Source organism: Cupriavidus sp. 94F1 (genome assembly GCF_057798875.1).
This window is the reverse complement of record NZ_JBYOJT010000005.1, coordinates 91,326-103,741: the sequence shown is the minus strand read 5'-3', so window position 1 is coordinate 103,741 and position 12,416 is coordinate 91,326. Positions and strand designations below refer to the sequence as shown.

9 protein-coding genes are annotated in these 12,416 nt (G+C 65.5%); 4 read left to right on the top strand and 5 right to left on the bottom strand.

Annotation, left to right across the window (positions count from 1 at the left end):
• The 3 genes from AC3FJ6_RS14135 to dbpA all read left to right on the top strand — a co-directional run bounded on the left by AC3FJ6_RS14135 (position 1) and on the right by dbpA (position 4,497).
• Positions 1 to 810 (top strand): alpha/beta fold hydrolase, encoded by an 810-nt coding sequence (locus AC3FJ6_RS14135; protein WP_488772476.1) that lies wholly within the window; start codon positions 1 to 3, stop codon positions 808 to 810.
• Positions 811 to 1,612: 802 nt separating this feature from the next.
• A complete protein-coding gene (gene oxlT, locus AC3FJ6_RS14130; protein WP_488772475.1) occupies positions 1,613 to 2,929 on the top strand; it encodes an oxalate/formate MFS antiporter in 1,317 nt (438 codons plus the stop codon).
• A 164-nt stretch (positions 2,930 to 3,093) separates the two neighbouring features.
• Positions 3,094 to 4,497, top strand: coding sequence for an ATP-dependent RNA helicase DbpA (dbpA, locus tag AC3FJ6_RS14125; protein ID WP_488772474.1), 1,404 nt, complete (start codon positions 3,094 to 3,096; stop codon positions 4,495 to 4,497).
• A gap of 85 nt (positions 4,498 to 4,582) precedes the next feature.
• Here dbpA and shc read toward each other — a convergent pair whose 3' ends face one another.
• Complete coding sequence (shc, locus tag AC3FJ6_RS14120; RefSeq protein WP_488772473.1) at positions 4,583 to 6,562, bottom strand: squalene--hopene cyclase; 1,980 nt, start codon at positions 6,560 to 6,562, stop codon at positions 4,583 to 4,585.
• On the bottom strand, positions 6,559 to 7,146 hold the full coding sequence (locus AC3FJ6_RS14115) for a TetR/AcrR family transcriptional regulator (protein WP_488772472.1): 588 nt from the start codon (positions 7,144 to 7,146) through the stop codon (positions 6,559 to 6,561). The genes shc and AC3FJ6_RS14115 overlap by 4 nt, the downstream gene beginning before the upstream one ends.
• A 169-nt stretch (positions 7,147 to 7,315) precedes the next feature.
• Here AC3FJ6_RS14115 and AC3FJ6_RS14110 point away from each other — a divergent pair, with 169 nt between their 5' ends.
• Positions 7,316 to 8,869 carry a methyl-accepting chemotaxis protein gene (locus AC3FJ6_RS14110; protein WP_488772471.1) on the top strand — a complete coding sequence of 518 codons (1,554 nt, stop codon included), beginning with the start codon at positions 7,316 to 7,318 and terminating at the stop codon, positions 8,867 to 8,869.
• Positions 8,870 to 8,892: 23 nt separating this feature from the next.
• On the opposite strand, the gene AC3FJ6_RS14105 is transcribed toward AC3FJ6_RS14110, so the two are convergent.
• The 3 genes from AC3FJ6_RS14105 to AC3FJ6_RS14095 all read right to left on the bottom strand — a co-directional run bounded on the left by AC3FJ6_RS14105 (position 8,893) and on the right by AC3FJ6_RS14095 (position 12,282).
• A complete protein-coding gene (locus AC3FJ6_RS14105; RefSeq protein ID WP_400397528.1) occupies positions 8,893 to 9,156 on the bottom strand; it encodes a DUF1653 domain-containing protein in 264 nt (87 codons plus the stop codon).
• 147 nt (positions 9,157 to 9,303) lie between these two features.
• Positions 9,304 to 10,377, bottom strand: a complete 1,074-nt coding sequence (locus AC3FJ6_RS14100; RefSeq protein ID WP_488772470.1) for an NAD(P)-dependent alcohol dehydrogenase — start codon at positions 10,375 to 10,377, stop codon at positions 9,304 to 9,306.
• 156 nt (positions 10,378 to 10,533) lie between these two features.
• Entirely contained in the window at positions 10,534 to 12,282 is a 1,749-nt protein-coding gene (locus AC3FJ6_RS14095; protein ID WP_488772469.1) for a sigma-54 interaction domain-containing protein, read from the bottom strand.
• Positions 12,283 to 12,416 lie beyond the last annotated feature (134 nt).

The following is a 12,416-nucleotide window of genomic DNA, read 5'->3' as shown; positions in this document are numbered from 1 at the left end:
ATGTGGAATCGCAAGCTGACGCACAACCGAACCATCGTATCGCTGGCCATGGCCACCATCGGCCTGGCCGCCGCCACGGCGGCGCATGCCGCACCGGCTGCGGCCGAGGCCGCTGACAAGCAACCGTCGGTGGTCATCGTGCACGGTGCCTTTGCCGATGGCTCGGACTGGGCCCGCGTCATTCCGCTGCTGCAGGCCAGGGGCGTGAAGGTGCAGGCCGTGCAGAACGGTCTGGAATCGCTGGCTGGCGACGTGGCGGCCACGCGCCGCGCCATCGACAATCAGCCGGGCAAGGTGGTGCTGGTGGGGCATTCGTGGGGCGGCACGGTGATTACGGAGGCGGGCGCCAACGACAAGGTGTCGGCGCTGGTCTACGTCGCCGCCTTCGCGCCGGAAGCGGGCCAGTCGACCGAGGAAGCCGGCAAGGCATTCCCGCCCGCGCCGGGTATCGCCAAGCTGGTGGCCGACAAGGACGGATACCTGTCGCTGCCCCCGCAAGCGGTGGCCAGCGATTTCGCGCAGGACGTGCCCACCGCCCAGGCCCGCGTGATGGCCGCGACCCAGGGCCCTATCCAGGCAAAGGCGTTTGGAGAAAAAACGAGTGTCGCGGCGTGGTCCAGCCGGCCGTCGTGGTACATCGTCAGCGCCAACGACCGCATGATCCCGCCCGATCTGGAACGTGCGATGGCCAGGCGCATTGGCGCCAAGGTGACCACGCTTCCGACCAGCCACGTGCCGCAGCAATCCCGGCCTGCCGATGTGGCGAAAGTCATCCTGGATGCCGTGCAGACGGTGAAGGCGCAGAACTGATACGGGTCTGATCTGGCGCGTGGGCCGCGCCGGGCAGCACGCAGGGCGGCGGGATTATCCCAATAGGCGGGGCGGAATCCCGCGGACGACCGCATTTTCAAGGCGCGCCGGTTATTCTGACAAAATTGTAATGCTCCGCGATTAAGAGAAAACCCTTGAATGACAAATAGACGTTAAAAGATCACCTATAAATAGAGCCTACGTGTTGCGAACTGGTGTCACGCATCACGCCTCCGCCCGCCTGTGCTAGCCTGCGGGCTTTTTTTTGTCAATTTTCCGGCCATGAATGCATTGCAATGATTAATAGCGGATTTTTCATGGGTCCCGGTAATGAATAATGATTCAGGGGTGGTGAAAACCCTCTCCCCGCTTTCGCTTGACTATGTTGGTATATCACATACCTTGTATCTGTCGCGTGGCGCATTACGCGAACATTACGTCGAACATTACATCTTTGTAATGCGGGATAGCCACCGAACATTACAAACCTGTCATTCATTCGGGGTTTTTTGATATCGAGGAGATTTCAGATGCAAAACGAATAGCCAGTCGATGAATTACCTGGAAACCAAGGCTGGACAAGGGTTCTGTCGCGCATTCGGTACCAACTCGTGGTTCGAGCAATGGCGGTCCTGCGCAAATGGGTTTCACACGCGAAACCGGACGACCAAAACAACAAGAACGAAGACACAGGAGACTCGCAAATGCAGGCGACCATTTTACGGTTCGGGCGCACGATGCCCGTGTATCGAACCGCATTCCCATACATTGCAGACCACACCACGACAACAGGGAGCGCGCAATGACTCACGCACCGACCGGGGCCCTTCGCCCCAATCCACAGGTTTCCGACAGCAAACGCTGGTTCCAGTTGCTGGTAGGCGTCGTCTGCATGATCGCTACGGCGAATATCCAGTACGCCTGGACGCTATTCGTGCCGGAAATCCAGGACACCTTTGGCTGGTCTCGCGCCAATATCCAGATTGCCTTTACGATTTTCGTGCTGGTACAGACCTGGCTGGCACCGATCGAGGGGTATTTCATCGATAAATTCGGGCCGCGCCTGATGGTGGCGTTTGGCGCACTATTCATCGGGTTTGCCTGGGTGATCAATTCGCAGGCCACCACGCTGATGGGCTTCTACGTGGGCGCCGCCGTGGGCGGGCTGGGTGTGGGTTCGATCTACGCCACCTGCATCAACAACGCGATCAAGTGGTTCCCGGACCGTCGCGGGCTGGCCGTGGGCCTGACGGCCGGCGGCTACGGTGCCGGTTCGGCGGCCACCATCCTGCCCATCGCCGCAATGATCGAATCGCAGGGCTTCCAGCACACGTTCATGTTCTTCGGCATCCTGCAGGGCGCGCTGGCGTTCATGGCCGCCTGGTTCCTGCGCGCGCCGCAGGCCAGCGAGGTGAAGGCATCGAGCAAGATCTACCAGTCCACGCGCGACTACACGCTGCGCGAGGCGCTGGCCACAGGGCTGTTCTGGCTGATGCTGGTGATGTTCGTGCTGGTGGTCACCGGCGGCATGATGGCCGTGGCGCAGCTGGGCGTGATCGCCAAGGATCTGGGCGTCAAGGAGTTCAAGGTGGACCTGTACTTCTTCACGATGGCCGCGCTGCCGCTGGCGCTGATGCTGGACCGCGTGATGAACGGCATTTCGCGGCCGCTGTTCGGCTGGATCTCGGACAACATCGGCCGGGAGAAGACGATGGTGATCGCGTTCTCGCTGGAAGGGATCGGGATCATCGCGCTCGGCTACTTCGGCAGCAATCCGTACGCGTTCCTGATCCTGTCGGGCGTGGTGTTCCTGGCGTGGGGGGAGGTCTACTCGCTGTTCTCGGCGCTGGCCGGCGACGCGTTCGGCACCAAGCACATCGGCAAGATCTACGGCGTGCTCTATACGGCCAAGGGCATTGGCGCGCTGTTCGTGCCGATCGGCAACCTGATGATGGAGGCCACCGGCACGTGGTCGACGGTGCTCTATACCGTGGCCACCATGGATCTGCTGGCCGCGTGCCTGGCGTTCACGGTGCTGAGGCCGGTGTTCGCGAACCATGTGGCGGCATCGAAACGGGCCTTTGCCGGCGAGCGGGGCGGGACGCAGGTGCCAGCCTGACGTAACGTTCAGGCCGGGAAGGCGCCGCGGCCGGCGTCTTCCCGATGGCACGGCGAAGGCAGGGGACAGGGCTCGACAGGGCGGGACAGGGCGCGACAGGGCGGGACAGGGCGCGACAGGGCCGGACAGGGCGGCATCGGCCCGCCATGCATCTATAATCCGGCATGACTTCTTCAGCCCCTACCCCATTTGCCACGCTGCCGCTGTCCGCGGCCATGCAGGCTACGCTTGCCCAGCTTGGCTACGACGCCATGACGCCGATCCAGGCTGCCAGCCTGCCGCTCGCGCTGGCTGGCCACGACCTGATCGCCCAGGCGCGTACCGGAAGCGGCAAGACCGCCGCTTTCGGGCTTGCCCTGCTGCACCGGCTGGACCCGCGTTCCTTCGACGTACAGGCGCTGGTGCTTTGCCCCACGCGCGAACTGGCCGACCAGGTTACCCAGGAAATCCGTCGCCTGGCCCGCGCCGAGGACAACGTCAAGGTGCTGACGCTCTGCGGGGGATCGCCGATCCGGCCGCAGGTGGAAAGCCTGGTGCACGGCGCCCACGTGATTGTCGGCACGCCGGGCCGGATCATCGACCACCTTGATCGCGGCAGCCTGAACCTCGACACGATCAACACGCTGGTGCTCGATGAAGCCGATCGCATGCTCGACATGGGCTTTCATGACGACATCGCGTTCATCGCCAGCCACGCGCCGAAGAACCGGCAGACGCTGCTGTTCTCGGCCACGTATCCGGACGCCATCGACAAGCTCGCCCATCGCTTTCTGCGCCAGCCGAAGACCGTGAAGGTAGCGGAGTCGCACGACGCCGGCACCATCACGCAGCGGTTTTACGAAGTGGAAAACAGCGAGCGGCTTAACGCCGTTGGCCTGTTGCTCGACCATTTCCGCCCGGCGACCACGCTTGCGTTCTGCAATACGAAGGCGCGTTGCCGCGATCTGGCCGATTTGCTACACGCCCAGGGTTTCGCCGCGCTCGAGCTGCATGGCGATCTGGACCAGCGCGAGCGCGATCAGGTGCTGGTGCAGTTTGCCAACCGGAGCTGCTCGGTGCTGGTGGCCACTGACGTGGCCGCACGCGGGCTCGACATCGCGCAACTGGAAGCCGTGATCAACGTGGACGTCACGCCGGACCCCGAGGTGCACGTGCACCGCGTGGGCCGTACCGGGCGTGCCGGCGAGGCAGGCATGGCATTCAGCCTGGTCAGCCTGGACGAAATGGGCCGCGTGGGCAATATCGAACAGCATCAGGGCGGCGAGTTCGAGTGGCACCCGCTGTCCGAACTGACGCCCGCAGGCGGCGGGCGGCTGCTGCCGCCCATGGTCACGCTGCAGATGCTGGGCGGCCGCAAGGAGAAGATCCGGGCCGGCGATATCCTGGGCGCGCTGACCGGCGAGGCCGGCTTCACGAAGGAGCAGGTCGGCAAGATCAGCGTGATGGAGATGTCCACCTACATCGCCGTGGACCGCGCCATCGGCCGCGAGGCGGTGAAGCGGCTCAACGAGGGCAAGGTCAAGGGCCGCAAGGTGAAGGTCAGGATGCTGACCACCGGGCAGCGCTAAGCCATTGCCGTAGCCATGCCGGTCGCGGCCGGAACAGGCCGGCCAGACGCAGAAGGGGCGCCTCGGCGCCCCTTCTTCATGAACCTCAAGCCAGTTCCTGCTCCGGCACCGCTGCAACCTGTCTGGCCGTGGACTGCCGGCTCGCGGTCAGCCGGCGGTAGCGTCCCAGCGCCCACAGCGGAAAGTACGCGGTATAGCCGTGGTACTTCAGGTGGAAGATGCGTGGGAAACCGGGGGCATTGTGATAAGGATGCGTCCAGAAGCCGTCCTGGCCCTGCGCGTCCACCAGCCAGGCCACGCCGCGCCTGACCGAATCCGATTCGTGCTCGCCCAGCGCCAGCTGGCCCAGCAGCGCCCACGCCGTATGCTCGGCGGTGCTGCCCGCGTCGTGCGTGCCTGCCAGTTCGGGGTGCAGATAGCTGTCGTTGGTCTCGCCCCAGCCACCGTCGGCGTTCTGCTTGCCGCGCAGCCAGTCCACCGCGCGGCGCATCATCGGCAGCTTGCGGTCCACGCCCGCCAGCGCCAGGCCGGCCAGCACGCTCCACGTGCCATAGATATAGTTGGTGCCCCAGCGGCCCCACCAGCTGCCGTCGGCCTGCTGCGTCTGGCGCAGATATCCGATGCAGCGTTCACGCGCGCTGGCGTCCTGCGGGCGGTTGGTCACACCCATGGCCAGCAGCATGCGGCCGGACACGTCTTCGGTGGGCGGGTCGAGCAGGGCGCCATGATCGGCGAATGGAATCGCGTTCAGGTAGTCGCGGTCGCAGTTGGCGTCGAACGCGCCAAAGCCGCCGTTCTTCGACTGCAGCCCGATTGACCAGTCCAGCGCGCGCTCCACGTGCGGCCGGAAGCGTTCGGCCTGGCCGGTGCGCTTGCCGTGGGCGTGCAGCATGGCCAGCACCACGGCGGTATCGTCGATGTCCGGGTAGTAAGGGTTCTCGTACTGGAACGCCCAGCCGCCCGGCGGCGTGGCCGGCGCGGCGTTGTGCTGCCAGTCGCCCACCAGATCCAGCACCTGCCGTTCGGTCAGCCAGTCGTAGCCGCGCGCGATGGCGGCCTTCGATTGCTCGGTGGCCGGTGCCTGCTCCAGCGCCATCAGGCTCCAGGCGGTATCCCACACCGGCGACAGGCAGGGCTGGCAATACGAGATGCCGTCGTCGCGGTGGACGATCAGCTTCTTCAGCGCGTCCATGCAGTCGCGGCGCATCGGATGGTCCTTGGCGTAGCCCATCAGCACCATCATTTCGTAGGCGTAGACCATCGGCGGGAAGATGCCGCCGAAGCCGTCCTCGCCGTTCATCCGCGCCTCGCTCCACTGCACGGCGCGCTGGATGGCCTTGCGGCGCAGCGCGCGCGGGATCAGCGGCTCCATGTGACGTACCACGCGGTCGAGCTTCAGGAACAGGCCCTGCAGGCCGGGCTTGCGCGGGAAGTACTCGGTCTCCTGCTCGGGCGGCGTCACGAACAGTTCCTGCACGCGGATGCCGAGCGGGTTCTTCGCCTGCGCGCGCATCGAGCACAGCACCAGCAGCGGCACCATGGTCGTGCGGGCCCAGTAGGCCACCTTGTCCATATGGATCGGGGCCCAGCGCGGGAACAGCACGAACTCCACCGGCATGAACGGCGTGGCGCGCCAGGGCACTTCGCCAAACGTGGCCAGCAGGATGCGCGTGAACACGTTCGACCGGGCCGCGCCACCGCGCGCCAGGATGGCGTCGCGGGCGCGCACCATGTGCGGGGCGTCGGGCGAATCGCCGGCAGCCTTCAGCGCGAAGTACGCCTTGACGCTGCACGACACATCGAGATCGCCGCCGTAGTACAGGTCCCAGGCGCCGTGCCGGTCCAGCCGCTGCAGCGCGCGCAGATACTTCGCCATGCGGGCTTGCAACGCCGTGTCGATCTCGTCGACAAAATGCATCATCAGGATGTACTCGGCCGTGATCGTGGCATCGGATTCGAGTTCGAAACACCAGTGGCCGTCGGGGTGCTGCTTGTCCAGCAGCGCGTCGCGCGCACGTGCCAGGACGGCATCGATATCGGATGCCGGAATATCTTGTGGAGTCATGCTTGTTCTGGTTCCGTGCAGGGCTGGGTCAGCTGTTCGAGATGGCCAACCAGCGCCGCGCGTTGGGCGGGATCAATGGTGCGATGGCCGAGCAGGTCGGCCAGCCAGAGGCCGTCGGCGGCCAGCCGGCACAGCAGCAGGCGCGTGGCGTCTTCGCACTGGGCCGCGTCACGCTGCAGCGACGCGGCTTCCCATTCCTGGTAGGGCATGCGGAATTCCGGGCGGGCCATGACGAGCATCATGGCGGCCTTCCAGAGTTCGCGTTCGCCCGCTTCGACAAAGCCATCGGCCGATGCCCGCAGGTAGGCGCGCGTGTTGCGGCCGTGCGGCTCGGCGTCGGATTCTGCCACCGTGGTCACCTGGCGCTTGAAATGGTCAAGCACCTCGCTGGACAGCGCCTGCAGCAGTTCCTGCTTGCTGGAGAAGTGATGCTGCAGCCCGCCCTTGGAGACACCGGCGCGGGCCGCCACGGCATTGAGCGTCACCGCGCCGATGCCTTCCTCGACCAGCAGGTCGATGGTGGCGGCGATCAGTCGATCGCGAATCAGCTGGGGCTGCTTGGGGCGGCGGTGGGCTTCACTCATGGCGCCGGAAGATACCATCCGGCCGGATTGTTTGCAAACCGATGCGGCGCCTACGCCGCTTTTTGGGTGTCGCCATGTCTACATTTGTCTACATGAGCGGACGTGCCTTCAGTCGCGGGATTCGGGGCCGTTAGTGCGCTGCAGCATCGACTCCTGTTTCTGTATTGCCATGCCAAGTCAACTTTCGATTCGATTCCGCCTCAACGCGGCGCTGGCCGTGCTGGCAGCACTGCTGACCCTGATCGGCACCATCGGTGTCTTCGGGATGCGCGCGTCCATCGCCGATATCCACGAGATCTACACCAACCAGTTGGCGTCAACGCGCCTTGTGGCGGCATCGCAGCTGAATGCCGCCGTGGTGCGGACCACGCTCGATCGCGCGGTTTTCCATCCCGACGCCGCCGATGTGCCGACCACCATCGACAAGGCGGTGGCCTACCGCGAGAAATCCGAGAAGGCGTGGAGCGCCTACCAGGCGCTGGCCAAGTCCGCCGACGAGAAGGCGCTGTCCGACAAGGTTGAAGCCCTGCGTGGCAATTTCTTCAAGGAAGGCGTGGAGCCGCTGATCGCCGCACTGCGCGCCCACGACGCGGCCGCCATCGATCAGCAGGTCATGGCGAAGATCCCGCCGATGTTCGTGGAACTGACCGCCGCCGTGAATGCGCTCGAACGCAACCAGAGCGACCAGGCGCAGACGCTGTACGACAAGGCCACGGCGCGCTCGCAGCGATTCCTGTGGATGGTCACCGGCGCGATCGCGATCGGCATCGTCGGCGCGCTGCTTTGCGCCATTGGCCTGCGCCGTGCCATTTCGGAGCCGCTGGTACGCATGCTGGAAAGCTTTGGCCGGATTTCCCACGGCGACCTGACCGAACGCATTCGCGTGACCAGCCAGGACGAGATGGGCGACCTGACCCAGGGCCTGCGCCAGATGCAGTCGGGCCTGATCGATGCCATCCAGACCATGCGTGGCGGCAGCGATGCGATTGCCACGGCCACGCGCCAGATCGCGGCGGGCAACCTGGATCTGTCGCAGCGCACCGAGCAGCAGGCCAGCGCGCTGGAAGAAACTGCCGCCAGCATGGAACAGCTGACGGCCATCGTGCGGCAGAACGCCGAGAACGCCCAACAGGCCAACCAGCTGGCCGCGGCCGCTTCGGAAACCGCGTCGCGCGGCGGCGAAGACATGCGCAACGTGGTGGCCACGATGAGCGGCATCCAGCATGCGTCGCGCAAGATTGGCGAAATTACGGCGGTGATCGAAGGCATCGCGTTCCAGACCAACATCCTGGCCCTGAACGCCGCCGTGGAAGCGGCCCGCGCGGGCGAGCAGGGCCGTGGCTTTGCCGTGGTGGCCGGCGAGGTGCGCGAACTGGCGCAACGGTCGGCAACGGCCGCCAAGGAAATCGTCCAGCTGATCAACGACACCGTGAGCCAGGTGGAAGCCGGCACGCAGCAGGTGGACAAGGCCGGCACCACGATGCACGACCTGGTGCAGGCGGTGGGCCGCGTGACGTCGATCATGGGCGAGATCAGCACGGCGTCGCGCGAGCAGAGCGCCGGCATCGAGCAGGTGGGCAAGGCCGTCACGCAGATGGACCAGATGACGCAGCAGAACGCCGCGCTGGTGGAAGAGGCCGCCGCGGCGGCCAAGGCGCTGGAAGAGCAGGCCGATGTGCTGAAGGCGTCGGTGTCGTCGTTCCAGGTGCCGGCCGTGGTGTGAGTCGGGGGGCCTCCGCGCCCCGCTCAGGCCTCGGTCAGCGGGGCAAAACGCACGCGCTCATCGTCCAGCCGCCCGTGGAACATCTCCGCCGGCCGCACCCACGGCGACGTGTTGTGCGGCCAGATATGCACGTAGACCGTCAGGATTTCGTCGTTTTCCGAGTGCCTGGCTTCAAAGATGCGCCGGTACAGGCCGCCCTTGTAGTGCCGGTGCGTGGCCAGCTTCAGCGCGTCGGCCTCGCTGGTGACCTGGTAGCGCGGCGTCTTGCCTTCGCCGAATTCACCCACCAGCGCAAAAGCCTGGCGGATGGCGTCGATGTCCGTGTCTTGCATGAGGAATTCCGGTTGGGTCGGCCTGGCCCGGTGCTGGCCCAGGCGGGGCCGGCATTCTACTCCGGGCAGGGCCGGCGCTTCTCCGCGGCGCCCCGGACGGCATCACGGCGTGATGGCCACCTTCAGCACCCCGTCGCGCTGGTTGGCAAAGAGGTCATAGGCCGATTCGATATCGGCCAGCTTGTAGTGGTGCGTGACCAGCGGCGCCAGGTTCACCCGCTGGGTCTCGATCACGTTCATCAGGCGGCGCATGCGTTCCTTGCCGCCCGGGCACAGCGACGTGATGATCTTGTGGTCGCCCAGGCCGGCGGCGAACGGGCCCAGCGGGATGCGCAGGTCGGTGGAATAGACGCCCAGGCTGGACAGCGTGCCACCGGGCTTCAGCACCCGCAGCGCCGCCTCGAAGGTGGCCTGCGTGCCCAGGGCCTCGATGGCGGCATCGACGCCCCGGCCGCCAGTCAGCCGCAGGATTTCATCGACGACATCGGTCTTGCGGAAATTGACGACTTCGTCGGCGCCCATCTGGCGGGCGATCGCCAGGCGCTCGTCAATGCCATCGACGACGATGATTTTCGATGCCCCACGCAGCCGCGCGCCGGCCGTGGCGCACAGGCCAATCGGCCCCTGCGCGAAGACCGCCACGATATCGCCAATCTTGATATTGGCCTGTTCGGCCCCTGCAAATCCGGTGGACATGATGTCCGGACACATCAGCACCTGCTCGTCGGTCAGCCCGTCGGGAATCGGTGCCAGGTTGGCCTGGGCATCGGGCACCAGCACGTATTCGGCCTGCGTGCCGTCGATGGTGTTGCCAAAGCGCCAGCCACCCATCGGCTTGTAGCCATGGCCGTGCGACTGGCCGTCCTGCGACGCGCAGCCGTCCTGGCAGGCGTACGAGTAAAAGCTCGGACAAATCGCACCCGCAATCACGCGCTGGCCTTCCTGATAGCCGGTGACGTTGCTGCCCAGCTTCTCGATCACGCCGACCGGCTCGTGTCCAATGGTCAGGCCCGGCTGCACCGGGTATTCGCCTTTGAGGATGTGAACGTCGGTGCCGCAGATCGTGGTGGTGGTGATACGGATCAAGGCATCGTCGGGACCGACGCTGGGGATGGGCTTTTCCTGAAGGGTGATCTTGCCGGGACCTTGAAAGACGGCAGCACGCATGGTGGGCATGGTTTGGCTCCTGAAGACTTCGGCGGAAGGGCGGCCGTGGGGGCGAACGGCGCGCCGCTTTCAGTCTATTGCCACAGATTTGCGCCAGTGTTGATCAGAGTCGGAGGATGCAGACGTTGACCTGTGGCGCTTCTGGCGTGCGTGGCAACGCTGGTCCTACCGCCCGCCGCGCTCGAGAATCTTGTACAGGTGCGACCGCGATATCTGCAATTGCGCTGCCGCGCGTTTCTTGTTGCCGCCGTGGCGGGCGATGGCATCGAGCACCGCCGCATAGGCCAGCCCGCTCATGCCGCCCCCGGTGTCCGCCGGCGGTATGCCGAAGGCCACGCCATCGCTGACGGCGGGGGCGCCGGACAACGGTGTGCCGAATGCAGATGCCTCCGGCATATCCTGCGCCACCACCGTACCCCGCGCCGCGTCCCCCCGCGCAAAGTCCGCCACCTTCAGCGCGCGGCCATCGCAAAACACCAGCGCCTCTTCCACGCGTTGCCGTAGCTGTCGGACATTGCCCGGCCATCGCTGCCCGGCCAGATACCGTGCCACATCATGCTCGATCCGGGGCGCAGGCATGCCATTGCGCGTGCAGAAGGCTTCGACAAAATGCTGCAGCAGGGCCGGAATGTCCTCGCGCCGTTGCCGTAGTGCGGGAATGCGCAGCACCACGCCGCTGAGCCGGTAATACAGGTCCAGGCGGAATCTGCCGGCGTCGATCAGTTCGGGGATATCGCGATTGGTGGCCGATACCAGGCGGAAATCCACCTTGCGGGCGCGTCCGCTGCCTAGCCGTTCGACCATGTGGTCTTCCAGCACGCGCAGCAGTTTCACCTGCATTTCCATCGGAATATCGGCCACTTCATCGAGGAATACCGTACCGCCGGCCGCCAGTTCGAGCTTGCCGGCCTGGCCCTGGCGCTTGCTGCCGGTGAAGGCGCCGGGGGCGTGGCCGAACAGTTCGGATTCGATCAGCGTGGCGGGCAGGGCGGCCAGGTTCAGGCTGACCAGCGGGCGGTCCGCGGCAGGGTCGTCGTGGCCGGTGCCGTGGATGGCGCGTGCCACCAGTTCCTTGCCGGTGCCGCTTTCGCCCAGGATCAGCACGGGCACGTCCAGCCGGGCCACGGTCTGGATTTCGCGGCGCAGACGCTGCATCGGCGCGCTTTCGCCGATCAGGCCCATATTCGACTGGCGTTCGCGCAGGCCCTCCACTTCGCGCTGGTAGCGTGCCACCTCCGAACGCAGCGTCACCAGTTCCTTGTGCAGCCGCAGCAGCTCGTCCGGCCCCTTGAACATCACCTGGCCGATGGCGCCCACCACTTCGCCGTGCTGGCGGATCGGAATGCGGTTGACCACCCGGGTGGTGTGATTCAGCTGCTGCAGCTGGCCGATTTCGGCCTTGCCGCTGCTGACCACCTGCGGCAGCCGCGAGTTCGGAATCACCTCGGCCGCCGCGCGCCCGATGCCTGCCCCTGGGGCCAGGCTCAGAAATTTCTCGTGGACCGGGCTGATATAGCGCACCAGCCCCGCGTGGTCGACCACAGTGATGGCCTGGTAGGGATCGTTCAGGAAGTGGTCGAGGATGGCATCGGCAAACGGCACGGTGCCCAGGAAATCGAACAGCGTGGCCTGGGGGTCGGCACGATGCAGCAGGATCAGGTGGCGATCGGCGTCTTCGAGCGACAAGCCGATGTAGCGCGCCGGGCCGACTTCCACCGGAAACAGTCGCCGACCGCTTGCCGGGTCGGCGTTTGCCCGGGCAACCCGCGCCGCGTGCGCCACGGCGGGATCGGCACAGACGCCGAAGGCTGCCACGGGGTCGCCATCGCCCTGGCATACCAGCGCCCCAAGGAACGCGGCATCCGGAAGCGGATCGCGCTTGGCGACCGTCGCCTGTGTTGTCTCCGTGGACACGCGTGTCTCCTGTTGTGTCCTCGTTGTGGACACTTTGATGTATTTGTCACGGACATCTTAACGGTGTCATACGGAATTCTCAATGTAATCAAGGCTGGAACAAGTGCCTGAAATCTGGCACGACTTGTGCGGAG